A 25,595-nucleotide genomic window follows, 5' to 3' on the forward strand; every position below is an offset into this window, starting at 1 on the left:
CCGTCAACCGTTCCCGGCGATCTGCCAGGCAATCCACACTGCCCAGATCGCCGGTGCCAGAAACGCCCCGAAGGCCAGCCGCCGCGAGGCGTCCCACCTGCGCCCGCGCAGCGCGGCTGCGCCGACGAAGCCGAGCGCCCCAGCCGCCGCGACGACCACGGCGAAGGCGAAGGCCTCCCAGCCGAGCCAGGCGCCCCCCGCCGCAGCGAGCTTGACGTCGCCGAAGCCGAGCCCGTCGACACCCCGCAGCCGGTAGAATGCCTCGCGAACCGCCAGGAACGCGCCGCCGCATACGATCGCGGACAGGAGCGGTATCCCCACCGCCGCCGGCAGGCCGTATTCGGAGCGCAGCCGCAGCACGACATTCCACGCGATGCCCGTCACCAGCGCCCCGTAGACCCAGCGGTCCGGCACCCGAAGCCGCAGCGCGTCGTCGTAGGCGATGGCGGCCATCGCCGCGCACAGCACCGCGGAGCCGAAGACATGGGAAGCCGGCAGCAGCGGCGCCGCGGCCGCAGCCCCTGCAGCGGCCCCGATCGCGGCGGCGGCCAGCTGCCGGCGCGCCGACGGCGACACTCTCGCCAAACCTGCAGTCACTGGTTCGCCGAACGCTGCATGTTCCACATCCGCGACCTCAGTTCCTCGGCGACATGCTGGGCATCCTGCGCCTGACGGATCACCGTCGGCCGGATCAGCACGATCAGTTCGTTGCGGTCGGAGCGCTTCTCGGTATTGCCGAACAGGTCGCCGACGCCCTTCAGGCGATGCAGCACCGGAATGCCGGTATCGTTGCTCTCCCGGTTTTCGGCGATGAGTCCGCCCAGCATGACCGTCTGGCCGCTGGCGATCGACACGGTGCTCGAGATCCGCCGCTTGGTGAACGTCGGCGACAGCGTCGAGGCGCCCGACGACACGTCCGAAATCTCCTGCTGGATGGTCATCGAGATGACGCCGTTCTCGGCGATCCGCGGCGTCACGTTCAGGATGATGCCGGTGTCGCGGTATTCGATCTCGTTCACCGTCGGTGCATCGGGATCGATGTTCGACTGCGACTGCCGCGTGGTGACCGGCACTTCCTCGCCGACCTGGAGCGTCGCGGCCTGGTTCTCCAGGACGACGAGCGACGGCGAGGACAGGACCGAGACGTCGGTGATCTTGTCGAAGGCCGAGATGATCACGTCGGGGCTCTGTTCGCTGCCGATCACGAAGTTGAAGCCGGGCAGCTCGCGGCTGATCGTGTTGGCGACGGAATTGAAGAGGCCGACCGACCCGACATTGTCCTTCAGGCCGACGCTGCCGCTCTTGACGAAATACTGGACGCCGTAGCGCAGTTCGTCGTTCAGCCGTATCTCCGCGATCACCACGTTCACGGCGACCTGCAGCGGTGGCACGTCGATCTGCCGCAGCGCCGTCAGGATCTTCCGATAGGTCTCTCCGTCCGCGTAGATGACGATCGAATTGTTCGCGGTGTCGGCGCTGAAGCGCGGTCCGCCGGTTCCGCTCGAGGTCGGCGAACTCGCGAACAGGTCCGTTCCCCCCAGCGACGGCGGCGTCTGCGTGACGAGATCGAAGGTGTTCCCTTCAGAATTTGCGGCCTGATCGACTTCGAGGTCCTCGTCGTCCTCCGGGAACCCGTCTTCGGCGCCGGTGCCGCTTTGGAACGCCTCGAGGCCGGGCTGGACCTGTGCCCCGGGGCTCTGGGCGCTGGTGCTGACGACGGAGCCGCCGAACACGCCGCTGAGGATTTCCACCAGCAGCTTCGCATCCCGGTACTTCACCCGGTACACGTAGACGGACTGCTCGACGGCGGGGCTCACCTGATCGAGGCGCTTGACCCAGGTTCCCGCCCGTCGGATGAGGTCGTTTCGCTGCGATACCACCAGCACGGCCTTGAGGCGCGCCATCGGAATGAACTGGATGAGATTTGCGCCAGGCTGCCCGTCCTGCGTCTCGAAGATCCTCTCGAGTTCCGGGATGATCGTTTCCGCCCGCACCGACTGGACCGGATAGATCGCAACCGATTGGTCGGCCATCCAGTCCGTATCGAAGCTCAGGACCGTTTCGACGGCCGTTCGGCGTTCCGACGCCGTGCCGGCGATCAGCAGCAGGTTGCGCGACACCTCGACCTTGATCGACTCCGGCCGGGTGACGAAACCGTCGATCAGGCCCATCATCGTCTGCGCGGAGACGTGCTGCAGCGGCAGAACCGTCAGGCCGAAGCCCGCATCGGGCTGGCCGCGGCTGATGCTGAGATTGCCGACATCGGTATCGTAGACGACCCGGTAGACGGCGCCTTCCGTAACGAGAGCGGCCTCGTTGATGCGCAGCATCGACTCCAGGATCGGGATCAGGTCATCGCGGGACACCGGCCGGGCCGATGCCAGCGAGACACGGCCGGACACTTCGGGATCGATGACGTAGTTGACGCCCAGCGCATCTCCGAGAATGGCGCGCACGACGTCCTGGATCTGGGCGTTCTCGAAATTCAGCCGGTAGCTGCCGCCGCCGCCAGGAGCGGCCTCGCCCTGGCCTGCGGGATAGGTGCCGCCGACGGTGCCGCCCGTGCCGGTGCCGGGGTAGACCTGATCGTAGACCTGCCCGGTGGCGTCGACGCGCTGTATCCCGTAGCCCGTCTCGGCGCCGGGATCGGCCTGGCGCGCGTCGAGGTCGGCATTCAGGACCGAGCCGAACAGCCGCGGCCCCGACCCGCGCACGGAGAGCAGGTCCTCGGTCGTCTGGCAGGACACCGCTGACAGGCAGAGAGCGACAAGCACTAGGAGACGAGATACGAACCTCAGGTGCATTTAATCCTCTGTCACCTCCTCACCTGAGGAAGAACCCGCTGCTGGGCCTGGCAAAACTCGACACGTACTCAACCCTCTATGCCCGGCCGGATATCCGCCGACCAACAAATGGAATCGCGGACAACAGCGTTTAACGACATCGGGCGGGCTTGAAAACAAGCGCCCCGAATCGCAGACCAGATACCTGAGAAGCCCCGATGAAATGTCAGTCCGAGAACAGATGTTTGTTATTCTGGCGTTCTTGTGGCCGTCGCTTCCCCTGTCACACCGGTGAAAACACCCCGCCCTGTTTTATTGCCACGTCGTCGTCTGCGAACTATGTGTGTAGGCGGACGCAACGGACCATCTGTACTCGATCGCGATGATAGCGAACCCGGCTCTGGATGTCGACGACACCTTCGTCGCTTTCCTGAGGAATTCCAGAGAGTTTTCCGACCGTGTCGATTGGGACGCACTTGCGCGCCTCGACCCTGCGGCGCGGCAGTCCTACGCCACGCTCTGGGAAGAGGGAATCCTGACCGGCACCGATCTGGCAGATGCGATCGCCGCGTTCCACGGCCTCGAGAGGGTCCGCGTCGACGCGGTGACCGGACGGCCCGCGGTCAAGAAGGGCCTGTCCCGGCGATACCTGCGCGATGCCTGGATCTTCCCGTTCGAACAGGACGGGCAGGTCGCGCTCGCCATCGCCGATCCGGCGAACGGGGAGGCGGTCCGCGCCATGAGCCTGGCGCTCGGGCGCAAGCCGTCCCTCCACGTCGTCGCCTTCGAAGACATCGCCATGCTGTTCGAGCGCGACACCGAGCGGCCCGGCGAGATCGCCAACGACGACGAGGCCGCCGCCGCCGAATATGACGGTGAGGCGGCGAACGACGAGAACCTCGAGCGGCTGCGCGACCTTGCCCGCGGCGCCCCCGTCGTCCAGGCCGTCGATGCCATGCTCGAGGCGGCGATCGACCTGAATGCCACCGACATCCATATCGAGCCGGCTCGCGATGCGGTGCGCGTGCGGCTGCGCGTCGACGGATTCCTGCGGCCCCATCAGACCCTTCCGAGCCGGATGGCGCGCGCCATCGTCTCGCGCGTCAAGATCCTGGCCGGCCTCAACATCGCCGAACGGCGCCTGCCGCAGGACGGCCGCGCCCGGGTGAAGATCGTCAACACGGAAGCCGACCTTCGCGTGGCCACCGCGCCGACGCTGCACGGCGAAGCGGTCGTCATCCGTATCCTGGTCAAGGAATCGCGCGCGCTCGATCTCACCAAGCTCGGCATGGCGTCGCACGACCTGAAGGCGCTCGAGCAGCAGCTCGCCGAGCCTTACGGGATGATCATCGTCACCGGCCCGACCGGCAGCGGCAAGACCACCACGCTCGCCGCCGCGCTGACCTACCTGAACGACCCGCAGCGCAAGATCATGACGGTCGAGGACCCGGTCGAGTATCAGGTCCCCGGCATCCACCAGACCCAGATCAAGCCGGCCATCGACCTGACCTTCGCGAGCGCGCTGCGATCGTTCCTGCGCCATGACCCCGATATCATCATGGTCGGCGAGATGCGCGACTCCGAGACGGCCTCGATCGGCATCCAGGCGGCGCTGACCGGCCATCTGGTGCTCACGACGCTGCATACCAACAACGCCGCCGACGCGGTGGCGCGTCTGCTTGACCTGAAGGTCGAGAGCTTCCTGCTGGCGTCCGCCCTGCGCTGCGTGGTCGGGCAGCGCCTGGTGCGTCGCCTTTGCGAGCGTTGCCGCAAGCCGGCCGATCCGGACGACGCGGCCACGGAATCGCTTATCGAGCGGGGCCTCCTGAAATTGCAGGAGGGCGAGACCCTGTACCAGGCCGGCGGCTGCGACTGGTGCGGCGGCACCGGGTACCGGGGGCGCATCGCGATCTTCGAGGTCATGAAGTTCGACGCCAAGCTGCGGCACTACATCCACGACGAATCCGACACGGCGGAAATCCAGCGCGTCGCCCGGGAAGCGGGCATGACGCTGATGCTGGACGACGGACTGGCCAAGTGCCGTGCCGGACAGACCGCCGTCGCCGAGGTGCTGCGCGTCACCACCTGATCGCGCCTGCGGCTATCTCCTGCGGCCGCGCCGCCGCCGGCCCCGGTTGTCGAACGGCAGCTGATTGCCGGCTTCGTCCTCGGGCTGGAACATCTTGTAGACGCGCCGCTCGTTCTTCAGCTTCATCTCGATCGAATTGGCGTTCATCTTCGACAGCGACCACCCGTCGAACTCGTCGCCGACGCCGAGCCGGCGCACGTTGCGTTCCTTGTCGATCAGCAGCGCAAGCTGCTGTTCGTCGGTGATGACGATGCCGACCAGGCGCAGCGACGGCGGCTCCGGCGGCTTCTCCTTCTTCACCTTCGGCGCCTTGGGGGGAGCCGGCGGCGGTGGCGGCGGCGGTGGTGGCGGCGGCAGCGGCGGATGCCGCGCCGGCGTGAACAGGGGCCGCTCCCGGGTCGACGTGAAATCCTCCAGGCCCCGGTCGCCCATGATCCCGATCAGCAGTCCCGAGTTCGCATCGGTCGCGGGGGCCTCTTCCTGCTCCTGCTCCCGCTCCTGCGCCCGGTCGCGCGACTGCCGTTGTTCGCGCGCCTGCTCCTGCCGGCTGCGTTCCTGCGCCGGCGCCTGGACGGGCCAGGCAAGCATCGGCCAGGCAGCCAGGGCCGCGATCAGGGCAAGGCCCGCCGGGCCGACACGGGAGGACGTCGGACGGCTCATTCTTCGTCGGCCGCCCAGAAGCCGGAAACGACGAGCGAGATCTGCAGGGTCGGATTCTCGTCCTCGGCGTTGCCGGCGCCGCGCCCCGTGAAGGAGCGGGCCGACATCGACCGGATCATCATCATCGGCAGATGCGTCTCGATGTTGTAGAGCGCCGCCTGGAAGGCATCGATGTCGGCTTCGAACGACGCCCGCAGGTCGATGCGGTGGGCAGGGTCGGCGCCCTGCTCCACCGGCAGGATCTGGCTTTCCACGACGCGTCCGCCGGCGTCGTCGACGATCTCGTCGACGGTCCTCTGGACGGCCGCCGCCGCGATCGCCGGGGTGTCGCCGGCGAAATAGACGCTGATCTTCGTCTCCGGGCCGTCGGCGCCGCCGCTGGCGAACAGCTCTCGGGTGCGCTCGCTCAGCGTCTCGAGCTGGGCGCGCTGCTGCTCTGTGCGTTCCTCGATCGCGCCGATGGCGAGCGTCGCCCAGACGATCCAGATGATGCCGGCCAGCAGCAGCACGGCGAGCACCGCGACGGCGGCGAAGCGTCGGCTGTCGAAGGAGGCGCTCACTGGCCAGCACCCGCTGCAGCATCGACGGGGGCGTCGGCCGGCGCACCGATCTGCGCGACGATCTGGAACGTGTCGGACTTGCCGCTTTCGGCGCGCGTGGTCGGCGCGGCGAAACGGGCATCGACGAGCGCGTCCGCGTCTTCCAGCAGCGAAATGAGCGCCGGCGCCTCCCTCGATACGCCGTTGATCCTGACCGTGTTGCCCTCGACGTTCAGTTCGGTGAGGTAGGTGTTGTCGGGGATCGTGGCCGACAACTCGTCCAGCAGCACGACCATCGGCAGCGAAGACGACTTGCGCGCCGACAGCGCCCGGTACTCGTCGGAGGCGGTGGTGCGCGCCACCGCCTCGGCGATCACGGCGCGGCGACGGTCGACCGCGTCCTGGACCTCGTCGAACTCTTGCGCGGCGACGTAGGCGCGCCAGCTCTGCAGGCCGCCCAGCGCGATCAGCACGACGGCGGCGGCGGCCAGCGACAGGGAGACGGTCCGCCGCAGCGCCGACACGCGCTCCGCCTTGCCGGAATCCTGAAGATCCACCGGGCTTGCCTCGCCGACCGGATCGCCGGCGGTGCCGACGCGCTCCAGCCTGACGCCCGCCTCGGAGAACGGGCGGATCGCCTCGGCGACCGTACCGCGGGCGGTGGCGACGAGGCGGATCGGCACCTGCCCGTCACTCGCCATCCCTTCGCCGACGACGTAGTCGAAGGCGACGTTGTCGGCCGACCAGGGCGTCAGCCGCTCGATCTGGTGCCGCAGGATCGCCTCGATGTACTGCTGTCCCGCGGCCGGCAGGCCGATGTGCTTGTCGAGCACCTGATCGGGGTCGAGGCGCAGTTCGACCTGCTGGTTCTTCATCTTCTTGAGCAGGCTCGCGCCGGCGGCCGACTGCGGGTCGAGCGGGCCCAGGTCGTTCATGCCCTTGCGGCCGTGGCGCAGCACGCCGTATCCGCCGCCGGACTGGACGACGACGTAGGCGGGGCGGCCGCCACTGCGCTGGACCAGCGGCTCGGCGATCCGCGCCAGTTCCTCGATCCACCCGTTGTAGAGACCGCTTACGCTGATCATCGCCGACCGTCCGCCCGCCCGAATCCGGGCGCAAGATATCCGAGCCGTCCGCCGCGCTCCAGTTCAGCGCAGGGACCTGCCGGGCAGACGAATGGCTCGGCCCTCGTCATGACGCACCCGTGACCGGGGTCTGTTCGGGCAGCGCGAGCGCGCCGGGAATATCGCGCCAGGACAGCGTCCGATAGGGAACTTCCCTGTCGCCGGCCATGATCACCGCCTCGGCGGACTTGGCGAAGCCGTTCGTCAGCCTGGCCTCGACCCTGACGCGGTAGACCTCCGGCGCCTCGGGGGTCAGGAAGGTCCGGAACGGACGGATCTGCTGCCTGAATTCCTGCGGGCTGGCTTCCGGGTTGCGGGCCATCTCGACGATTGCGGTGGCCTGCCCGGGGGTCATCCCCGGGATCGCCATCAGCACCGGCGTGTCGGCGCTGGCGGGATCGATCAGGCCGTCCGGATTGAACACCGTCAGGTAGGGCTCCATCGCATCGGCTTCCTCTTCGGTCATGCCCGGCAGGAACCGCAGGTCGCTGACCGACTGGAACGGCGCGTTGCGCGGGCCGTAGGCCAGCCCGAGCCCCTGGTACTCGTCGCGTTCGGCGCCGCCGCCCGGCCGCGCCTTGTCGTCGGTGTCCCGCCAGTCGAGGATGCGCGCGGCGAATGTCTGCGGCGGCATCGCCCCGCCGCCGGCCAGCATGTAGACGCCGGCGAGCAGCTTCGGGTGCGCCCCGTTCAGGTCGATGCGGCCGGCCTCCGACTTCACCGACAGCCGGATCGCGCCGGTTTCGAAGGGCAGGATCTGGCCGTCGACGTCCTTGATTGTGGTCTTGCCCGCGAACAGGGCGTATCCGACCGCCGCGACGCCGGCCTCCAGCAGGCCGTTGACCTGCAGCTCGTCGGCATTGATCACCGCCTGGCCGAAGCTCGGCCTGGAGACGTGCAGCGTTGCCGAGACCAGCGCGGCGAGCAGCCCTGCGACCGTCAGCACGAGCACGGTCACATAGCCGCCATCCCGGCGCCTGTGGCTCAGAACCCGCACGGACCGGCCTCCTCGTTGATGCAGCCCGCATCTCCGTCGACGCGCAGCTGCACGATCATCGGGGGAAGCACGCGGATGCCGGTGGCGAAGTTGAGTACGTCGAGCCGGATGGCCAGCGGAAGCTGTTCCACCGACTCCCAGAACTCCAGCCACTCGAGCTGCCCCTTGTTGTCGCGGGCGTAGTAGAACTTGTAGCGCCATGGACCGTCGAGAAGGATCACCGGATCCTCCAGCTTGATGTCCTCGAAGCCGTCGGTGCCGGGCTGATAGGCGATCGAGCCGCGCATCAGCTTGGCGCCGGCCTCCTCGTTGACGGCGGTGAACATCACGATGCGGTCGCCGCCGTGTTGTCCCGGCGCCGTGCGGACGGCGCCTGCCGGCAGGATCAGACCGAGCGTCTCCGCGTCGCCGCGAAACGCCATGGCGCCGTCCTCCCGGCGCTTGCCGGGCCAGCGCGCCCGCTGCAGGACCGACAGTTCGCGCCGCACCACGGACAGGCCGGTCGACAGCCTGTCCAGCGTGTCGGAACTGGACGTCGCCTTTTCCCAGTTGCGGATCAGCAGGCCGGAGGCGACCGGGACGGCGGCCAGCACCAGCCCCGACAGGGCGAGCGCCGCCAGAGCCTCGAACAGGATGTAGCCGCCGCGCCTGTCGCGCGCCCGTCGGGCCGCCGATGCCCTGGAACAGGAACTGGTCATCGTCCCTTCCCCAGCCGCAGGGTTTCGACCTTAAGGCGCGCCCCATTCGGGATCGTAACGGCCACGCTCACGTCGTAGGGCACCCAGCCGCGGCCCTTGTAGGCCTTCTCGAGGTCGACGCGCGGCCGCACCATCGAGGCCCACTGATAGCCGTCCAGTTCGCCGCTGCGCGCGCCGGGCTGCAGGTTCTGTCCCGAGAACTCGTTGACCAGGACGGCCTCGACGACCAGCCGCGCGCCGACGATATCGGCCGACTTCTGGATGGTCTTGCGCGACATCACCACGCCGGCCGGCAGGACAGACAGGATGAACGCCATCAGCGTCACGCCGACCAGGGTTTCGAGCAGCAGGAAGCCGCCCCGGCCCCTCAGCCGGCCGGCCAGTCCGGCGCCGGCCCGCCGCAGCAGCCTGGTGGCCCTCGCATGGGTCATCATTGCATGGCCACCGCGGCCACCGGCGACACGTCTACCGCGGCGGTCAGCCAGTTGACGCTGATCCGGTAGCCGTAGGTGCCCCTGTGCAGGGTGACGGCGCCGCCGGACGCCTGACCGTCGGGATAGAAGCGGATGCCTCCGCCGCCGGGCACGACCTCCGCTTCCGACTGGACGAGGTCGATCGCCACGGTGTCGGGCACGCGGACCGCATGGCTGCGCGATCCGGAGATGGCGATGCGCCGGTCGAGATCGATCTGGCTGACGATCTCGCGTCGGCCGAGCATCGCCGCGTTGCGGTCGTCCCTGAAGATGGCGGCGATCTCGTAGGCCTTCGCCTCGAGCGCCGCGGGCCCCGGATCGCGATCGACACGGGGCAGCACGAGGCTCGCGACGAGGCCGAAAATGGCGAGCGCCACCACCATTTCGATGAGGGCGAAGCCGTCGTCCGGTCGGAAAGGTCTACTTGCTCTGTATATCCGATGCATCCCCGGAACCTCCCTTTCGGCCGTCGGAGCCGAGAGAGATGATTTCATAGGGACCGTCATCACCGGGTGCCCGGTACTCGTAGGGATTTCCCCAGGGATCGAGCGGAACGGATGTCTGGGAGAGATAGGGACCGTTCCACCTGTCCACGTTCGGCACGCGCGTCACCAGGGCATCCAGGCCCTCCGCAGTGGTGGGGTAGCGTCCCGTATCGAGATAGAACAGATCGAGTGCCGAGGTCATCGACTCGATCTGGAGTCCGGCCGATTTCGACCGGGCATCGGACAAGTATGAAAGGACCCTCGGCCCGACAAGCCCGAGAATCAGACTCAGGATGACGAGCACGACCAGAAGCTCGATGAGCGTGAACCCACCGCGCTTGTCCCGCTTCGTTTTATTCGCCCCCGTCTTCCGCCATTTGGGTTGCGATATCTTCAGCACGCTCAAACCAGTAGATCGTTGACACTTATTAGGGCGGTGATGACGGTCACGATGAGCCAGGCGATCATCAGGCTCACCATCATTAGGATAGTAGGTCCGAGTATGGATGTCAGGCGAGTGAGTGCCCTGTCAAGTCGGTCTTCGTAGAAACCGCCGATCCTCAGCGCCATGGTGTCGAGTTCGCCGGCCTCCTCGCCCACCCGAAGGATCGGAATCACGTATTGCGGCAACAGGTTGAGCCCCGCCAGCGAATCGCTGACCCGGTGCCCCTGCCGCACTTCGGCGATGAGGTGATCGACCTTCTCGGCGGCGCGCGGATCCCTGAACAGGTCCCGCACCAGCCGGAGCGAAGACGTGATGTCGACGCCGCTGCCCAGAAGTGTGCCGAGGGTCGAGCAGAAGAAGACCGTCTGCTGGTACTGCACGATCAGCCGCGACCCGGGAATGCGTCCGAGCATCCGGATCAGGAATCCGATGAAGGTCTTGTTGCGGAACAGCAGCAGCCCGCCGCCCAGTATCGAGGCGAGGACGATGCCGAGCACGTCGAGGTTGCCGCGCACGAAGCGGGACATCGCGAAGATGGTCTTCGCCGATGGATCGAGCTTGTCGGCGAAGCCGGACAGCGCCCGTTCGAACTCCGGTATCACTCCGGTCATCACGAAAATGAAGACGCCGCAGGCGGCCACGACCAGGAACGCCGGATAGGTCAGCGACGACGTGACGCGCCGGCGCAGCGCTTCGGATCGGGCGCGATCCTGGGCGATCGTCTCCAGGGTGGTCTCGAGCGTCCCGGAGGATTCGGCCACCTCGACCATCTTCACGTAGGTCGGCGGAAACACGTCGGGATGCGCCGCCAGCGATTCCGCGAAACTCTTGCCTTGCGCAATGTCGCGTTGAAGGGTGGACATGAGGTGCCGCGCCGGCGCCTTGCCACCCATCTGCGACAGCAGTTCCAGCGCCTCGTGGAGACTGACGCCGCCCTTCAGGAGCATCGACAGGTCTCGCGTGATTTCGGTGATTTCATCGCGGCCGGGCCCGGACCCGAGCAGCGATCCGAACAGTTTGAAGCCGCCCGCCTTCGAGCCGGCCCCGGCCTTGAGCTCGGTCGCCTCGATCGGCATGTGGCCAAGCGTTTCCAGGCGTCCGAAGACGTCGCCGCGGGAATCGGCGTCTATCTCCCCGGCGAGCAGTTCACCGGAGGCATCGAGGGCCTTGTAACTGAACTTCGGCATCGGGCGCGGTCTGGATCCTTGTTGCGCGCAGACACTGACCCCGTTTGGAAACGAAGTCGAGTTTTGCCACCATGCGGGCGCCATTGCCAGCCCGTGCGGGCCCGGCGGCTAATGGCCGGAGGCATATCCGCGTGTCGTAGCGCCCGGCTAGCCTGGGCCAGCCGGCGCTGCACGCGTTCAGTCTACCCTGGGAATGCGGACGCGATTGGCATTGTCGATGCTGCGCTGCACGTCGTTTGTCAGGCGCTGCTGCTGCAACTGTCTGCTCTGCAGCGTCTGCTGGCCGCGCATGATGGAGATGTCGGCCTGCGGCGTGCGGTTCACCGAGGCGTTCGGCACCACCACCGTGGTCCCGACGCGTGGCGCCTGCGTCGACTGCGCCGAAACGCCCCCTGCCGAAGCGAGAAACATCGCCGCAACGAGGACTGCCGCGGCCCCGCGCACATGGCCGCCGGCAGGCGCGGGGAAGCCCAGGTTTCGGTGGCTCAGCCAGTTTGTCATGGCACCTATCATCGCCCGTTGTCCCGGTAGCAGCCTGTCGTCGGCATCGTATCGTGGATATGGGGCTGCGCCCCCCGGTTGACCAGTTCGGTCGTCCGGCCGGATGCCGCCTACTTCCCCTCGAACCGGCCGAACACGATATCCGGCGCGCTGGTGTTGTGGCGCGAAACCACGTTCCGGCCGAGCCACAGTTCGCGCACGTCGGCGGCCGATCCGAATTCCGGCAGCGGCTCGACCGTCCAGAACGGGTCGTCGGCACTTCGCCAGCCGACCGCGGACACGTCCGCGTTTCCGGGCGCGACGTACATCGAGCGCAGGGCCGCGAACGTCTGCCGATCCAGGTCGCCCGGAAATTCCACGTCCTCCATGGCGACGTTCAGCACCGTCCCGGACTCCTCCGCCTCCTCGATGGAGATCGTCGCCCTGCCGCCGCGGTCGAATGTGAGCTCGAAGGCGCGGGCCTGCGGATCGAAGGTGACGCTGCTGATCTCCACGACCGGGCGGCGCTTCTCCTCGACCGGTCCGATCAGCACCGAGCTGCCATAGGCCGTCTGATGCAGGTGCTCCGGCGTCAGCGGCCGCAGCCGCCAGTAGCCGTCCGGGGGATAGAGCACCAGGAACTCCTCCGGCCCGCGCGGCCCCTGGCGCCAGAGCTGGATCATGTGCAGGCCGTGCTCGACGCGGTCGCCCACCCGCACCGGCACGTCCTTGGTCAGCCAGTACCGCTCGTAGACGTAGCCGATCAGCCAGATCGAGCGGTCCTCGTAGAGCGTCACCCGCCTGGTGTCGAACTCGAAGTACTGCTCGGCCTCGCGATTGCAGTTGGCATGGTCCGCCGCCGAGGAATCCGCGACGATCGTGCCGATATAGGCAGGATGCTGCGCCGTGACGGTGAACCGGTCGACGTCGCCGCCCGCCAGGGTGACGTAGACATTGTCGACCTCCGCGCACAGCGTCGGCCTGCTGCGGTTCTCGACATCGACGCCCGGTCCCTGTGCCGCCGCATGGCTGCCGGCGAAGGCGGCGACGAGGGCGGCCGCGGCTGCGGTCATTGCACGACGATGGATCAACGTGTCCCCCCTTCCGCCGGCGGTCGCGGCGATGCTTGCCGGCGCCCCGTGTGGCGACATGCCGGAATCCTGTTAGGCTGGCCGTCCTTGCGACCACAGAGCATCAGGGCGCCAACATGATCCGACGCAATTGTCCCGTGGCCGCCGGTCGTCCCGGCACCGCCCTAGCGATCTTCGCCGCGATCGCGCTGGTCGTCGCGCTGGCGGCCGCGGCGCTGCCCGGCGGGCCGGCGCACGCCCAAACCGATACCGCCGGCTCCGGCGCCGTCCTCGACAACGTCCGGGCGATCCTCAGCGACGAGAAGCGCCAGGCGCTGCCGATCGAGAACCGCCGGCTCGACCTGATCCGCTACTACGCGGCGGACGACGCCGAGCTGCTGTTCGTCGGCACCGGCCGTGCCGACCAGCTGGTCGCCCGGATGATCGACGCCGAGTACGACGGCCTCGACCCGGGCCGGTACTCGATCGAGTTCCTGGCCGATCTCGCAACGGAAATGCAGACCGCCTCGCCGGAACGGCTGGCGGAGATCGAGATCTGGTTTGCCGCCCACTTCCTGCTCTACTCCGCCGACGTCAAGGTCGGCCGGGTGCTGCCGCGCAAGGTCTATCCGGACCTCTACATGCCGCGCAAGGAGATCGACGGCGAGAATGTCCTGCGGGCGCTGGCGCGGTTCGACGACATCGAGTCCTTCATGGCGGCGTGGGAGCCGTACAACATCGAGTATTCGCGCCTTCGCAAGGCGCTGGCCAACTACCTCGACATTCGCGACCAGGGCGGCTGGGGCAACCTGCCTGGCGGCGTCGACGTCGCCGTCGGCCAGCGCGACGAGCGGCTGCCGGCGGTCCGGCTGAGGCTCGACATCGAGTACGGCTACGAGGCTCCGTCCGACGACGCCGACATCCTCGACTCCGAACTCGAGATCCGCCTGCGCGCCTTCCAGCTCCATCACGACGTGCCGGTCACCGGCCAGCTCGACAAGAGCACGCTGCTGGCGCTCAACGTCCCGGTCGAACGGCGCATCGAGCAGATCATGCTGTCGATGGAGCGGCTGCGCTGGATGCCCGAGGAAATCACCGAGCGGGTGCTGATCGCCAGCAAGGGCGACGGCCTGCTGCGGCTTCTCGACGAGGGCGGCGCGGTGCGCGAGTGGCGGATCCTGCCGAACTGTCCGCGCGACAATCTCGCCATCGTCGCCGGCCGCATGCGCACGATGGTGATCAATCCGAGCTGGGACGTTCCCTACGACTATTTCCAGACCGTGCTGTTCCCGCTCCTGCAGAAGGATCCCGCAACCGTCGCCCGGCGCGGCTTCCAGCTCCTCTACCTGGACGCGGCGATGCCGGTCGACGCCCTGCCCTGGGGGTCGCTGCCGAAGTCGTCGCTGTCGCGCGAGAAGGACAAGTTCCGCTTCCGCCTGATGCCCGGCGCCGAGAACCCGTACGGCCGGTTCGTCTACCGCCTCGACGGCGTCGACGGCGCGTACCTGTTTGACGCGCCGGCCGACGCGGCCGCCGAGATCTGCGACGTGCGCCTGTCGAAGGGAGCCATCGCCGTCGTCGACGGCCTCGACCTGATGCAGATCCTGTCGCGTCGCAAGATCGGCACGGAGGAGTATCTGGAGCGCACCCTGGAGCGCCGCGAGACCCTGATCATCCCGGATATCGATCCGTTGCCGCTGATGATCGTCTACCAGTCCGCCTGGATCGATTCGAACGGCAACGTGCGCTTTTCCAGGGACCCCTACCAGGAGGACCTGCGGCTGACCAAGGCGCTCGAGGGCAAGGAAAAGTCCTGAGCACAATCCCGGCGGTCGGCGCGAAATACGGCGGCTTTGCCGGCGCACTGCAATTTTTTACCGGACAATGTATGCATTAGGCGTTGTTTTTCGGGCATCGGGTCTGCACACTCCTCCCCTCAACAAGACACGGCAGCAGCCGTCATCGGGAGGTAGCAGATGGAAAACGGAAGACGTCACCTGGTCGCCGGAATTCTCGTCGCCGGCACAGCCGCGCTGTTCGCGCAGACCGCATCCGCCCAGCAGATCAAGCTGATGACCGGCCCGCAGGGTGGCTCGTGGTACCCGCTCGGCGGCGCCATCCAGAACATCGTCGAATCCAATGTCGACGGCGTCAGCGTCCAGGTGCTGCCCGGCGCCGGCATCGCAAACGTCAAGGGCATCGAGGGCGGCAAGGCCGACATGGGCTTCGCCAACTCCGTCTCGACGGTCGACGCCATCAACGGCAAGCCGCCGTTCGACGGGCCCGCCAAGGACACCTGCAACGTTGCAACGCTCTATCCGCAGTACTTCCAGGTGGTGGCGCTCGCCGATGCGGGGATCGAGACGCCCGCCGACGTCAAGGGCAAGGCCGCCTCGATCCAGCCCAGGGGCAACACGGCGGAAGCCATCAGCGCCCACATGCTGGAGGCCTACGGCATGACCTACGACGACCTGTCGAAGGTCAATTTCGGCTCCTACACCGATGCGGTGTCGCTGATGAAGGACGGCAACGCTCAGGTCTTCACGCTCGGGACGACCGTGCCGGCCGGCGCGATCATGGACCTCGCCAGCGCCCGCGACATCAAGATGGTGCCGATCCCCGACGACGGCCTGGCCAAGATGCAGGCGCTGAACGCCGGCTACAAGCGCGGCACGATCAAGGCCGGCAGCTATCCCGGCGTCGACGAGGACGTGCCGACCATCGTCTACGCGACGCACATCATCGCGCGCTGCTCGCTCGACGAGGACGTCGTCTACAACGTCACCAAGAACCTCGCCGAGAACATCGGCGACCTGTCCTCGATCGCCAAGGCGATGAGCGGCCTCACCGCCAGCGACATGGCAGCCGACGTCGGCGTCCCGCTGCACCCCGGCGCCGAGAAGTACTTCAAGGAACAGGGCGCCCTCTGAGGCCCGCCGGCCCGCCGCGGCTCCCGCGGCGGGCCGGATCTCCACACGCGGACGCGGGGCATCCCCTATGGACGTTAGCCGGTTCTTCACCGGACTGACCTGGACGCAGCGCGCCATCGTCGTCGTCGGCCTGGCGATGTCGTGCTTCCACCTCTACGTCGCCTTCTTCGGGCCGCCGGACGCCTACATCTTCCGCTCGACCCATCTCGGCTTCGCGATGACGCTGGCCTTCCTGATCCTGCCGGGAACCCGCAGGCGCGAGATCGAGAAGCCGGGCTGGTACGACCTCGCCCTGCTCGCCGGCGGCATCGCGGTGTGCGCATACCCGATCGTCTTCAACCAGTACATCATCAACCGCATCTACTATATCGACCCGCTCTACACGCGCGACTTCGTGTTCGGCATCGGCATGATCGTGCTGCTGCTGGAAGCGACGCGCCGGGCGGTCGGCTTCGCACTGCCGCTGACCGCTGCGGCCTTCCTCGCCTACGCCCTGCTCGGCACCGACACGAGCCTCGAGACGCTGATCGATCAGCTCTATCTCACCACCGAGGGCATCTTCGGCATTCCGCTCAGCGTCTCGGCGACCTACGTCGTGCTGTTCATCCTGTTCGGATCCCTGGTCGAACGCACCGGCACCGGCCAGCTGTTCATGGACTTCGCCATGAGCCTCACCGGCCACGCCGCCGGCGGCCCCGCCAAGGTCGCCTGCATCACGTCCGGCCTGTTCGGCTCGGTGTCGGGCAGCGCCGTCGCCAACGTGATGACGACCGGTACCTTCACGATCCCGCTGATGAAGCGGATCGGCTACCGCCCGGCCTTCGCCGGCGCGGTGGAGGCAGTCGCCTCGACAGGCGGCCAGATCATGCCGCCGATCATGGGCGCGGCGGCCTTCGTCATGGCCGAGTTCCTCGGCATCAGCTACCTCAGCGTCGCCGCCTTCGCGCTGCTGCCGGCGCTGCTCTACTACGTCGCGCTGTTCTTCGCCGTCCATTTCGAGGCCAAGCGCACCGGCATGCGCGGTCTGCCCCGCTCGGACCTGCCTCATCTCGGCACCGTACTGGCCGAACGCGGCCACCTGTTCCTGCCGCTGGTGGTGATCGTCGGCGTGCTTCTTGCCGGCTACAGCGCCCCGATGGCGGCCCTGTGTGGCATCGCCTCGGTGATCCCGACCGCGCTCCTGCGCAAGACCACCCGCGGCTATGTCCGGCTCGACAATATCGTCGACGCGCTGGTTGCGGGCGCCCGCAACACCGTGCCGGTGGCGCTGGCCTGCGCCTGCGCCGGCATCGTCATCGGCGTCATCACGCTGACCGGCCTCGGCATCGATTTCACCAGCCTGGTCACCGCCGCCTCGCAGAACAGCCTGGTGCTGGCGCTGATCCTGACCATGGTCGCCGGGATCATCCTCGGCATGGGCATGCCCACCACGCCGGCCTACATCGTCCAGGTAGCGCTCCTCGTGCCGGCGCTGGTCAAGCTCGGCATCCTGGTCGAGGCCGCCCACATGTTCGTCTTCTATTTCGCCATTCTCTCGGCGATCACGCCGCCCGTGGCGATGGCCGTCTACGCGGCGAACGGCATCTCGCGGGCCGGCCTGTGGGAATCGGGCCTTTCGGCGATCAAGCTCGGCGCAACCGGCTACATCATCCCCTTCATGTTCGTGTTCGGTCCCTCTCTGCTGCTGATCGGCGACTGGTCGAGGGTCGGCCTCACCGTGGTGTCCGCGACGACCGGCGTCATCTGCCTGGCGGGCGGCCTCACCGGCTATCTGCTGTCGACCGCGACATGGTGGCAGCGGATCCTGCTCGTCGCAGCCGCTATCACGCTGATCAAGCCCGGCGTGACCACCGATCTGCTCGGCGCCGGCTTGCTGGGCGCGGTGATCGTGGCCCAACTCCTGTTTCCCGCGCAGGACATCGCGACGGCCGAAAGGCCGGCGGCCGCCGGCAGCGATTCGCAGGGCTGAGGTCCCTTATCCCGAACCGCCCGCCGCCTCGCGCGCCGGCCTTGCCGGCTCGAGCAGCCGGAGGCGCTCCAGGTAAGTGCGGTGGGAGGCGGCGATCTCTGCCGCTGCGGCCGAACCGGCGCCACGCTGCTCGAAAACCTCCATCGACTTGCGCCGCAGCTCCTGCTGCGACTGCGGCGACATTTCCAGCAGCGTCACGCCCTGCTGTCGGGCGCGCAGGCGGGCAGCGGCTTCCTCGGCATCGAACGCGGCGCGCTGCGTGCGGCTGAACTGCGCGATGCGGTTCTCCAGCAGACGCCGCGCCGAGGGCGACAGTCGTTCCCAGGCCGCATTCGACAGCGAGAGCTCTGTTGTCGGCATCGAATGACGCGCATGCACCGCGTAGGGCGCATGCGCGTGGACGCCGTCGTCAATATTGCCGGCCAGCGACGCCCAGTCGGCCGCATCGACGGTCCCCCGGTCCAGCGCCGCCAGCGTGTCGCGACCGCCCAGCACGACCGGCCGCGCGAAGACTTTCGTCAGCAAGTCGCTGACCGGGCCGTCCGGAGCGCGTACCTTCAGGTCCGACAGGTCGGCGACGATGCTGGCGGGCCGGCGCGAGACCAGCCACTCCTCGGGCCAGTGGACGAAGCCGACGAGACGGGCGCCGTGACGGTCGTACAGCTTGCGCGCCAGTTCCAGTCCGCCGCCCTCAGCCAGCCAGCGGTCGCGCGCCTCCGGATCCGGATAGAGCGCCAGCGTGTCGCCGAGCAGCGTGAAGGCCTCGTCCCTGCCGGCGAAATAGGCCGGCGACGAGTAGTGCCCGTCGATGGCGCCCGAGGACATGGCATCGAGCGTCGCCGTAGGTCCCACCGCGCTGCGCGCCGGCAGCACGACCATGTCGATCTCGCCGCCCGATGCCGACCTCAGGTCCTCTGCAAGCCTCTCCAGCCCCGTAACCGCGATCGAGCCGGGCTCGTCCAGGGTCTGGATGCGCAGCGTCTCGGCGGCCACCGGCAGCGAAAATCCACACCAGACGGCGGCGGAAAACAGCCATGCTGCTGTGATCGGGGATATGGGAAGGACCATTCGGACTCCCGTCAGTCGAGATCCGATGGATGCCCCTGCGAGCCGCTACGGTCAACTGCCGGTGCGATCAAGCGACATGTTCACCGGCTCGTCCAACGACGAATACGAAAGGCTTATGACTTTGACGAAAAAGAAGGCGCCGCTTGCGGACCTCGCAGGTCGAAGTCAGTTCTTCGAAACCCTCAGGCCGCCCCCACGGTCGGTATCGCTTCGATGTCTGTGCCGATCGCCTGCCGTGCATCCCACAGATCGACGGCCTGCTGCATCGCGAGCCACAACTCCGGGCCGTTGCCGGCGAACTTCCCGATCCGGAGAGCCATCTCCGACGTCACAGGGCCCTTTTCGGCCAGAATACGATGAAGGTTCTGCCGGGAAACGCCCATCATCTGTGCGGCCTGCTTGACGGAAATACCGGCGGCGGGAAGCACGAACTCCCGCAACATCGCGCCAGGATGCGTCGGGCGCCGGCTCGGATCGCGATCAACCATGATAATCCTCCAGATCCACATCGACGGCATTCTCGCCGTCCCATCCAAACGTCAGGCGCCAGTTCCGCGTGACCGTCATGGCGTACCGGCCTTCCATGCGGCCTTTGAGGGCGTGAAAGCCGGCGCCCGTAAGAGCAAGTTGTTCGGGACTTTTGGCAGCGTCGACCGCATCAAGAAGGAACACTACCCTTCTTACCCACGCCGGATTGATGCCGGAGGTATCCGACTTCATCCACCGTCTCTTTAACGCCTTGTTCCGAATGCTCTTTATCATGTGTAAAATATCGTTTTACACATACTCTTGTCAAATGGCATTTCGCACGCTCGGGCGGTCGAGTCCCAGCGATCCTCTCCCAGGGACTCAACGCCCCCGCAGGGCGTTGCCGTGCCGCGCCCCGGCCAGGGCGGTGGCGACGGCCGCAGAGACCAGGAACAGGGCGAAGGCCGCGACCACGATGGAGGGACCAGCGGGTGTGTCCCAGCGCAGCGACGCCCCGAGGCCGCCGGCGACAGCCATGACGCCGATCACGGCCGCCAGCACCGCCATGCGTTCCGGTGTGCGCGAAAAGCCGCGCGCCGCGGCGGCCGGAATGATCAGCAGCGAGGTGATCAGGAGAATGCCGACGATCTTCATCGAAATCGCCACGACGACGGCGATCAGCAGCACATAGACCACCTCCATCACCGCCACGTTGACGCCTTCCGCCTTGGCAAGGTCGCGGTCGACGGTGGCCGCGACAAGCGGCCGCCAGATCGCGGCCAGCACCGCCAGCACGACCGCCGCCCCGCCGATCACCGTGTAGACGTCACTCCGGCCGACCGCCAGCACGTCGCCGAACAGGTAGCCGACGAGGTCGACCCGCACCCAGGTCATGAAGGCCAGCACCACCAGTCCGATCGACAGGGCCGCGTGCGACAGGATGCCGAGTACGGTGTCGCCGGCCACGCGGGCGATCCTGAGGAACAGCACCAGCAGCAGCGCCACGACGACGGTGATGACGAAGACGCCGGCCGTTGGCCCGACGCCGGTCAGGATGCCGAGCGCCACACCGAGCAGCGCGGCGTGCGCCGTGGTGTCGCCGAAATAGGCCATCCGCCGCCAGACGATGAAGCAGCCGAGCGGACAGGCGACCAGCGCCACGCCGATGCCGGCGACCATCGCCCGGACCAGGAAATCGTCGAGCATCGCTCAGTCCTCGTGCCCGTGATGATGGAAATGGTTGTGGGCGTCGCCGGTGACGATCTCGCCGGCGGGTCCATGCGCGTGATCGTGCGCATGCTGGTAGATCGCCAGGGTCTCCGCCGCCGTCGGGCCGAACAGCCGGGTATACTCGGGGCTGCGCGACACATCGCCCGGCGCTCCGGTACAGCAGACGTGCCCTGCCAGGCACAGCACCCGGTCGGTCTCCCGCATCACGACATGCAGGTCGTGGCTGACCAGCAGGACGCCGCAGTCGTAGCGATCCCTGAGCGAGGCGATCAGCCGGTAGAGCTCGACCTGGCCGGTGAAGTCGACGCTCTGCACCGGTTCGTCCAGCACCAGGACGTCCGGCCGGTTGAGCAGCGCCCGGGCGATCAGCACCCGCTGGAACTCGCCGCCCGACAGTTCCTGCACGGCCCGGTCGACCAGGTGGTCGCTGCCGGTCTGCGCAAGCGCCGCGACGATCTCCGCCCGGCTCGCCCGGCGCACCAGCGTCATCAGCCGGTCGACGGACAGCGGCATGGTACGGTCGACGGCCAGGCGCTGCGGCACGTAGCCCGTGCGGATGCCGGCAGCGCGGGTCACCTGGCCCGCCGACGGGCGCATGATCCCGAGCAGCGACTTGATGAGGGTGGTCTTGCCGCCGCCGTTCGGGCCGACGATCGAGACGATCTCACCGCGCCGCACGTCGAGGTCTACGCCGCGGATCAGCCATCGGCCGTCCCGCAGCACGCCCAGATCGCGGCATCCCAGCAGCGGCGCCCCCTTGGGTGACTGCGGCTGAACCGCCGGATCGCGGCTCAAAACGGTTTCGTTCAAGTCCCAGATCTCCCGAAACGTTGGGGCGCCCGGCTCGCAGCATGGCGCCCGGAATCCGAATTGACAGCAACGTTATAATGTAACAATTGTAACAGTGTAACATATCCCTGCTGATGCCGATAAGGAGCAATTCATGTCAGACGGTCTGATTCCCCCGGTGCGAAGGCGGCCCCGTGCGGCGTGGCGGCTGGCGGTTCTCCCGCTTCTGGCGCTGGCCGGCGCGGCCACGGCCAGCGCGGACGCGCCGAACGTAGTGGCGTCGATCAAGCCTGTCCATTCGCTCGTCGCCGGCGTCATGGGCGACCTCGGAACGCCTCACCTGCTGGTGGCCGGCGCCGATTCGCCCCACACCTACGCCTTCAAGCCCTCCGATGCCGACGCGCTGTCGAAGGCGGACGTGATCTTCTGGATCGGCGACGAACTCGAAGCCTTCCTGGAGCGCCCCATCGGCAACCTCTCCGACGATGCCGCCGCCGTCGCGCTGATCGAGACGCCCGGCCTGACGCTCCTTCAGTTCGGCGCGGGACAGGACGAGCATGACGACCACGATCACGACGGCGAACACCACGCAGACGAGGGGCACCACGATCACGACGAGGACGAGGACGGGCACGGCCATCATCACGCCGGCCTCGACCCGCACGTCTGGCTGGACCCGGAGAACGCCCGCGTCATGGTCGGCGCGATAGCCGCGACGCTGGCCAAGGCCGATCCCGGGAATGCTGCGACCTACCAGGCGAACGCCGCGGCGCTCGACGAGCGGCTGGCGGCACTGCAGGCCGAAACGGCCGAGCGGCTCGCGCCCTATCACGACTCGCCCTACTACACGTTCCACGAATCCTTCGGCTATTTCGACAACCGGTTTCGCCTCGACGGACGCGGCGCAATCTCGATCAGTCCGGAACGGCAGCCGGGGGTCCAGCGTTTGAAGGACATCCGGTCCGAGATTGCGCAGGACGAGCACGTATGCCTTTTCGCAGAGCCCCAGTTCCCGCCGAAGCTGATCGACGTGATCGTGGAGGGGACCTCTGCCCATACCGGCACGATCGACCCGCTCGGTGCCGCCCTGGAACCCGGAGCGGACCTGTACTTCAGATTGATCGCCGACAATGCCGACGCTTTCGTCGGGTGTTTCCGAAAGGCGAACTAGGCGACCGGGTTCCTGTCTCGTCCCTTTTCAGGACCCGCGATCTGCGATCCAATCGGTCCGCGATCAACGGGCGCGGCCGATGAAGGATGGAATTGCGGAAGTCTCCGAACGCCTGTCCATCAGGCAGTTGCGCACGGTCGTGGCGATCGAGGCGCACGGTTCGATCCGGGTCGCCGCCGAGACGCTGAACATCACCCAGCCGACGGCGACCAAGTCGCTCAAGGAAGCCGAGAAGACCCTCGGCGTCGAACTGTTCATCCGCACCAACCGCGGTGTCCTGCCGACGGCCTACGGCACGGCGCTGTGCCGCCGCGCCAAGCTCATCCTCGCCGAGCTGCGCCACGCCGGGGAGGACATCCGCGACCTCCAGGAAGGCCTCGGCGGACGGGTCGTGGTCGGCACCCTGCTCGCCGCCTCGGCCCGGCTGCTGCCGCTCGCCATCGCCCGCGTCCGCAAGGAGCGGCCGAAGGTCTCGATCTCCGTCGTCGAGGGCACCAACGACATCCTGATGCCGTCCCTGCGCCTGGGCGACCTCGATCTGGTCGTCGGCCGGCTGCCCGAGTACCGCGGCCGCGAGGAGACCGTCCAGGAGGTGCTCTACGACGAGGAGACCTGCATGGCGGTCAGGCCCGGCCATCCGCTGCTGGCGGCGGAGGCCCTGGACCTCGCCGACACCATTCCCTGGGGCCTGATCCTGCCGCCCCAGGAGACGACGCTGCGCCGCCAGCTGGAGAAGACGCTGCGCGATTCCGGCATCGAGCTCGCCGTCAACGCGACCGAGTCGATCTCGGTCCAGACCAACCGGCAGCTGACCCTCCTGACCGACGCGATCTCGGTGTGGCCCTACCAGGTGGTCCGCCAGGACATCCTCGATGGCAAGCTCGCACGGCTTCCCGTCAACCTGCCGCAGGCGGCCCGGCCGGTCGGCCTGACCATGCGCGCCCGCCACACCCCCTCCCCCGCCGCCGCCGCCCTGATCGATGCCCTGCGCGCGGTCGGGGCCGAAATCCGCGAGGAATCGTTGGCTAACTAGATATTCTCAATTGGAATATCTGGATCGAATAATTTCATTACCAATGCATATCGACGCGTGCCAGTGTCGCCGGCACGGGCCGTCCGGCCGGCTGCGCCCGGTTGCCGCCGGACTTCCGTTGCGACGAGGGAGAGCGTCATGAACGTCCATCCGAACCTGAAGCCCTTCGATTTCAAGGGCTGGATCAGGGAGAACGAGCACTTCCTGAAGCCGCCGGTAGGCAACCGGCACCTGTTCGACAACAAGTCCAACATGGTCGTCATGATCGTCGGCGGCCCCAACCGCCGCGTCGACTTCCACGACGATCCGGTGGAGGAGTTCTTCTACCAGCTCAAGGGCGACATGATCCTGAAGATCGCCGAGGACGGCAGGATCTACGACGTGCCGATCCGCGAGGGCGAGGTGTTCATGCTGCCGGCGCACGTGCGCCACGGCCCGCAGCGCCCGCAGGAGGGCTCGATCGGCCTGGTCGTCGAGAGCCCCCGTCAGCCCGGCATGGTCGACGGCTTCGAGTGGTTCTGCTTCGAGTGCGGCGGCCTGGTCCAACGCGTCGAGGTCGAGGTCAAGGACATCGTCAAGGACCTGCCGCCGCTGTTCGAGGCGTTCTATTCTGACGAGGCGGCGCGCACCTGCCCCAACTGCGGCGCCGTGCATCCCGGCAAGACGCCTCCCCCCGGCTGGGCGGAGATATAGAGGGGTGGGTATTTCCACAGTGCGGGTGGCAACACCTCTCGACCGTCATCCCGGCCGCAACGGAGTGGAGAGCCGGGATCGGAGAGCCACCGCCCCCCGTCCGGGCTCTCCGATCCCGGATAGCGGCTTCGCCGCTTCCGGGATGACGAAAAATCCGACTGTCGCGCGGCTCGTCCCATGACCGTCGTCGACATGCACACCCATTTCTTCCCCGAATCCTGGCCGGACCTGGCGGAGCGGTTCGGGACGCCGGACTGGCCGTGGATGAAGCACCTTGGCGACGGCAAGGCGGTGGTGATGATCGGCGACGCCGAGTTCCGCCCGGTCTATTCGGCCTGCTGGGACGTCGCCTGCCGCCTCGAGGAGATGGACCGCGACGGGATCGACCACCAGATCCTCTGCGCCACCCCGGTGCTGTTCGCCTACATGCGCAAGCCCAAGGAAGCCGCCGATTGCGCGCGTATCTTCAACGAGGCGGCCCGCGACCTTGCCGCCCAGGCGCCGGACCGTCTCGCAACGCTCGCCCAGGTGCCGCTGCAGGACACCGATCTCGCCTGCCGCGAGGCCGAGCGGGCCATGGGAGACGGCCATCTCGGCATCCAGATCGGCAACCATGTCGGCGACCGCGACCTCGACGACGAAGGCCTGATCGCCTTCCTGCAGCACTGCGGCGACATCGGCGCCCCGGTGCTGGTCCATCCCTGGGACATGCTCGGCCGCGAGCGCATGTCGCAATGGATGCTGCAATGGCTGGTGGCGATGCCCGCCGAGACCCAGCTCTCGATCCTGCGGCTGATCCTGTCTGGCGCCTTCGAGCGGTTGCCGCGGTCGCTGAAGCTCTGCTTCGCCCATGGCGGCGGCAGCTTCGCCTACCTGCTCGGCCGCGCCGACAACGCCTGGCGCGAGCGCGACATCGTCCGCAAGGACTGTCCCAACCCGCCGTCGAGCTATGTAGACCGGTTCAGCGTCGATTCGGCCGTCTTCGACGAGGGAGCGCTGCGTCTGCTGGTCGACGTGATGGGCGAAGAGCGGGTAATGTTCGGCACGGACTATCCGTTTCCCTTGGGCGAGCAGCAGATGGGGTCGCTGGTCAGGGGAACGGGAAGGTTGTCGGACGAGGAGAAACGCAGGATCCTCGGCGCCAACGCAATGGAGTTCTTCGGCTGGCCGTAACGGCCGGCATTCGGGAAACGCAAGCAATAGAACCAACGAAG

General features: G+C 67.5%; 26 protein-coding genes. 8 read left to right on the top strand and 18 right to left on the bottom strand.

Going from position 1 to position 25,595, the window contains the following annotated elements:
* Positions 1 to 3: 3 nt before the first annotated feature.
* Positions 4 to 597: a prepilin peptidase gene (locus V3328_RS23545; protein ID WP_340332176.1), complete on the bottom strand. Its 594-nt coding sequence runs from the start codon at positions 595 to 597 to the stop codon at positions 4 to 6.
* On the bottom strand, positions 594 to 2,804 hold the full coding sequence (gene gspD, locus V3328_RS23550; RefSeq protein WP_340332177.1) for a type II secretion system secretin GspD: 2,211 nt from the start codon (positions 2,802 to 2,804) through the stop codon (positions 594 to 596). The genes V3328_RS23545 and gspD overlap by 4 nt, the downstream gene beginning before the upstream one ends.
* Before the next feature lie 361 nt (positions 2,805 to 3,165).
* On the opposite strand from gspD, the gene V3328_RS23555 reads away from it, so the two are divergent.
* Positions 3,166 to 4,872 (top strand): GspE/PulE family protein, encoded by a 1,707-nt coding sequence (locus V3328_RS23555; RefSeq protein ID WP_340332178.1) that lies wholly within the window; start codon positions 3,166 to 3,168, stop codon positions 4,870 to 4,872.
* 12 nt (positions 4,873 to 4,884) lie between these two features.
* Here V3328_RS23555 and V3328_RS23560 read toward each other — a convergent pair whose 3' ends face one another.
* From V3328_RS23560 to V3328_RS23610, 11 genes are all read right to left on the bottom strand, one after another.
* Entirely contained in the window at positions 4,885 to 5,532 is a 648-nt protein-coding gene (locus tag V3328_RS23560; protein ID WP_340332179.1) for a hypothetical protein, read from the bottom strand.
* Positions 5,529 to 6,092, bottom strand: a complete 564-nt coding sequence (gene gspM, locus V3328_RS23565; RefSeq protein ID WP_340332180.1) for a type II secretion system protein GspM — start codon at positions 6,090 to 6,092, stop codon at positions 5,529 to 5,531. Before gspM ends, V3328_RS23560 begins: the two co-directional genes overlap by 4 nt.
* The gene (locus V3328_RS23570; RefSeq protein WP_340332181.1) at positions 6,089 to 7,156 is read right to left on the bottom strand and encodes a PilN domain-containing protein; all 1,068 of its coding nucleotides are present in this window, start codon (positions 7,154 to 7,156) and stop codon (positions 6,089 to 6,091) included. Before V3328_RS23570 ends, gspM begins: the two co-directional genes overlap by 4 nt.
* A 106-nt stretch (positions 7,157 to 7,262) precedes the next feature.
* Positions 7,263 to 8,192 (bottom strand): type II secretion system minor pseudopilin, encoded by a 930-nt coding sequence (locus V3328_RS23575; RefSeq protein WP_340332182.1) that lies wholly within the window; start codon positions 8,190 to 8,192, stop codon positions 7,263 to 7,265.
* A complete protein-coding gene (locus V3328_RS23580; protein ID WP_340332183.1) occupies positions 8,180 to 8,890 on the bottom strand; it encodes a hypothetical protein in 711 nt (236 codons plus the stop codon). Before V3328_RS23580 ends, V3328_RS23575 begins: the two co-directional genes overlap by 13 nt.
* The gene (locus tag V3328_RS23585) at positions 8,887 to 9,324 is read right to left on the bottom strand and encodes a hypothetical protein (RefSeq protein ID WP_340332184.1); all 438 of its coding nucleotides are present in this window, start codon (positions 9,322 to 9,324) and stop codon (positions 8,887 to 8,889) included. The genes V3328_RS23580 and V3328_RS23585 overlap by 4 nt, the downstream gene beginning before the upstream one ends.
* Positions 9,321 to 9,809, bottom strand: coding sequence for a prepilin-type N-terminal cleavage/methylation domain-containing protein (locus V3328_RS23590; protein WP_340332185.1), 489 nt, complete (start codon positions 9,807 to 9,809; stop codon positions 9,321 to 9,323). Before V3328_RS23590 ends, V3328_RS23585 begins: the two co-directional genes overlap by 4 nt.
* Positions 9,784 to 10,245 carry a type II secretion system major pseudopilin GspG gene (gene gspG, locus V3328_RS23595; RefSeq protein ID WP_378759015.1) on the bottom strand — a complete coding sequence of 154 codons (462 nt, stop codon included), beginning with the start codon at positions 10,243 to 10,245 and terminating at the stop codon, positions 9,784 to 9,786. Before gspG ends, V3328_RS23590 begins: the two co-directional genes overlap by 26 nt.
* 5 nt (positions 10,246 to 10,250) lie before the next feature.
* On the bottom strand, positions 10,251 to 11,480 hold the full coding sequence (locus V3328_RS23600; RefSeq protein WP_340332186.1) for a type II secretion system F family protein: 1,230 nt from the start codon (positions 11,478 to 11,480) through the stop codon (positions 10,251 to 10,253).
* A gap of 177 nt (positions 11,481 to 11,657) precedes the next feature.
* A complete protein-coding gene (locus V3328_RS23605) occupies positions 11,658 to 11,981 on the bottom strand; it encodes a hypothetical protein (RefSeq protein WP_340332187.1) in 324 nt (107 codons plus the stop codon).
* Between the two features lie 110 nt (positions 11,982 to 12,091).
* Complete coding sequence (locus V3328_RS23610; protein ID WP_340332188.1) at positions 12,092 to 13,033, bottom strand: hypothetical protein; 942 nt, start codon at positions 13,031 to 13,033, stop codon at positions 12,092 to 12,094.
* A 134-nt stretch (positions 13,034 to 13,167) separates the two neighbouring features.
* Here V3328_RS23610 and V3328_RS23615 point away from each other — a divergent pair, with 134 nt between their 5' ends.
* The 3 genes from V3328_RS23615 to V3328_RS23625 all read left to right on the top strand — a co-directional run bounded on the left by V3328_RS23615 (position 13,168) and on the right by V3328_RS23625 (position 17,929).
* Entirely contained in the window at positions 13,168 to 14,847 is a 1,680-nt protein-coding gene (locus V3328_RS23615; protein WP_340332189.1) for a L,D-transpeptidase scaffold domain-containing protein, read from the top strand.
* Between the two features lie 159 nt (positions 14,848 to 15,006).
* Positions 15,007 to 15,960, top strand: coding sequence for a TAXI family TRAP transporter solute-binding subunit (locus V3328_RS23620; protein ID WP_340332190.1), 954 nt, complete (start codon positions 15,007 to 15,009; stop codon positions 15,958 to 15,960).
* Between the two features lie 67 nt (positions 15,961 to 16,027).
* Positions 16,028 to 17,929 (top strand): TRAP transporter permease, encoded by a 1,902-nt coding sequence (locus V3328_RS23625; RefSeq protein ID WP_340332191.1) that lies wholly within the window; start codon positions 16,028 to 16,030, stop codon positions 17,927 to 17,929.
* Positions 17,930 to 17,935: 6 nt separating this feature from the next.
* Here V3328_RS23625 and dctP read toward each other — a convergent pair whose 3' ends face one another.
* The 5 genes from dctP to V3328_RS23650 form a co-directional block, all read right to left on the bottom strand.
* Positions 17,936 to 18,997, bottom strand: coding sequence for a TRAP transporter substrate-binding protein DctP (gene dctP, locus V3328_RS23630; RefSeq protein ID WP_340332192.1), 1,062 nt, complete (start codon positions 18,995 to 18,997; stop codon positions 17,936 to 17,938).
* Positions 18,998 to 19,179: 182 nt separating this feature from the next.
* Positions 19,180 to 19,485, bottom strand: a complete 306-nt coding sequence (locus tag V3328_RS23635) for a HigA family addiction module antitoxin (RefSeq protein ID WP_340332193.1) — start codon at positions 19,483 to 19,485, stop codon at positions 19,180 to 19,182.
* Positions 19,478 to 19,717: a type II toxin-antitoxin system RelE/ParE family toxin gene (locus V3328_RS23640; protein WP_340332194.1), complete on the bottom strand. Its 240-nt coding sequence runs from the start codon at positions 19,715 to 19,717 to the stop codon at positions 19,478 to 19,480. Before V3328_RS23640 ends, V3328_RS23635 begins: the two co-directional genes overlap by 8 nt.
* 129 nt (positions 19,718 to 19,846) lie before the next feature.
* Entirely contained in the window at positions 19,847 to 20,671 is an 825-nt protein-coding gene (locus V3328_RS23645) for a metal ABC transporter permease (protein ID WP_340332195.1), read from the bottom strand.
* Between the two features lie 3 nt (positions 20,672 to 20,674).
* Complete coding sequence (locus tag V3328_RS23650) at positions 20,675 to 21,505, bottom strand: ATP-binding cassette domain-containing protein (RefSeq protein WP_340332196.1); 831 nt, start codon at positions 21,503 to 21,505, stop codon at positions 20,675 to 20,677.
* Positions 21,506 to 21,638: 133 nt separating this feature from the next.
* Here V3328_RS23650 and V3328_RS23655 point away from each other — a divergent pair, with 133 nt between their 5' ends.
* From V3328_RS23655 to V3328_RS23670, 4 genes are all read left to right on the top strand, one after another.
* Positions 21,639 to 22,655 carry a zinc ABC transporter substrate-binding protein gene (locus V3328_RS23655; RefSeq protein WP_340332197.1) on the top strand — a complete coding sequence of 339 codons (1,017 nt, stop codon included), beginning with the start codon at positions 21,639 to 21,641 and terminating at the stop codon, positions 22,653 to 22,655.
* A gap of 79 nt (positions 22,656 to 22,734) precedes the next feature.
* On the top strand, positions 22,735 to 23,688 hold the full coding sequence (locus V3328_RS23660; RefSeq protein ID WP_340332198.1) for a LysR substrate-binding domain-containing protein: 954 nt from the start codon (positions 22,735 to 22,737) through the stop codon (positions 23,686 to 23,688).
* A 138-nt stretch (positions 23,689 to 23,826) separates the two neighbouring features.
* On the top strand, positions 23,827 to 24,381 hold the full coding sequence (locus V3328_RS23665; RefSeq protein WP_340332199.1) for a 3-hydroxyanthranilate 3,4-dioxygenase: 555 nt from the start codon (positions 23,827 to 23,829) through the stop codon (positions 24,379 to 24,381).
* Between the two features lie 177 nt (positions 24,382 to 24,558).
* Complete coding sequence (locus tag V3328_RS23670) at positions 24,559 to 25,554, top strand: amidohydrolase family protein (protein ID WP_340332200.1); 996 nt, start codon at positions 24,559 to 24,561, stop codon at positions 25,552 to 25,554.
* Positions 25,555 to 25,595: the final 41 nt, after the last annotated feature.

This window comes from Microbaculum marinum, assembly GCF_037855135.1.
GTDB lineage: Bacteria > Pseudomonadota > Alphaproteobacteria > Rhizobiales > Tepidamorphaceae > Microbaculum > Microbaculum marinum.

Coding starts and splice junctions, on each gene's coding strand:
- V3328_RS23610 (WP_340332188.1), bottom strand. CDS start 13,033: ATGACCGCAGCCGCGGCCGCCCTCGTCGCCGCCTTCGCCGGCAGCCAT.
- gspD (WP_340332177.1), bottom strand. CDS start 2,804: ATGCACCTGAGGTTCGTATCTCGTCTCCTAGTGCTTGTCGCTCTCTGC.
- V3328_RS23660 (WP_340332198.1), top strand. CDS start 22,735: ATGAAGGATGGAATTGCGGAAGTCTCCGAACGCCTGTCCATCAGGCAG.
- V3328_RS23670 (WP_340332200.1), top strand. CDS start 24,559: ATGACCGTCGTCGACATGCACACCCATTTCTTCCCCGAATCCTGGCCG.
- V3328_RS23655 (WP_340332197.1), top strand. CDS start 21,639: ATGTCAGACGGTCTGATTCCCCCGGTGCGAAGGCGGCCCCGTGCGGCG.
- V3328_RS23570 (WP_340332181.1), bottom strand. CDS start 7,156: ATGATCAGCGTAAGCGGTCTCTACAACGGGTGGATCGAGGAACTGGCG.
- V3328_RS23625 (WP_340332191.1), top strand. CDS start 16,028: ATGGACGTTAGCCGGTTCTTCACCGGACTGACCTGGACGCAGCGCGCC.
- V3328_RS23640 (WP_340332194.1), bottom strand. CDS start 19,717: ATGAAGTCGGATACCTCCGGCATCAATCCGGCGTGGGTAAGAAGGGTA.
- V3328_RS23620 (WP_340332190.1), top strand. CDS start 15,007: ATGGAAAACGGAAGACGTCACCTGGTCGCCGGAATTCTCGTCGCCGGC.
- V3328_RS23635 (WP_340332193.1), bottom strand. CDS start 19,485: ATGGTTGATCGCGATCCGAGCCGGCGCCCGACGCATCCTGGCGCGATG.
- V3328_RS23605 (WP_340332187.1), bottom strand. CDS start 11,981: ATGACAAACTGGCTGAGCCACCGAAACCTGGGCTTCCCCGCGCCTGCC.
- V3328_RS23585 (WP_340332184.1), bottom strand. CDS start 9,324: ATGATGACCCATGCGAGGGCCACCAGGCTGCTGCGGCGGGCCGGCGCC.
- V3328_RS23580 (WP_340332183.1), bottom strand. CDS start 8,890: ATGACCAGTTCCTGTTCCAGGGCATCGGCGGCCCGACGGGCGCGCGAC.
- V3328_RS23615 (WP_340332189.1), top strand. CDS start 13,168: ATGATCCGACGCAATTGTCCCGTGGCCGCCGGTCGTCCCGGCACCGCC.
- dctP (WP_340332192.1), bottom strand. CDS start 18,997: ATGGTCCTTCCCATATCCCCGATCACAGCAGCATGGCTGTTTTCCGCC.
- V3328_RS23645 (WP_340332195.1), bottom strand. CDS start 20,671: ATGCTCGACGATTTCCTGGTCCGGGCGATGGTCGCCGGCATCGGCGTG.
- V3328_RS23665 (WP_340332199.1), top strand. CDS start 23,827: ATGAACGTCCATCCGAACCTGAAGCCCTTCGATTTCAAGGGCTGGATC.
- V3328_RS23600 (WP_340332186.1), bottom strand. CDS start 11,480: ATGCCGAAGTTCAGTTACAAGGCCCTCGATGCCTCCGGTGAACTGCTC.
- V3328_RS23560 (WP_340332179.1), bottom strand. CDS start 5,532: ATGAGCCGTCCGACGTCCTCCCGTGTCGGCCCGGCGGGCCTTGCCCTG.
- V3328_RS23555 (WP_340332178.1), top strand. CDS start 3,166: ATGATAGCGAACCCGGCTCTGGATGTCGACGACACCTTCGTCGCTTTC.
- V3328_RS23590 (WP_340332185.1), bottom strand. CDS start 9,809: ATGCATCGGATATACAGAGCAAGTAGACCTTTCCGACCGGACGACGGC.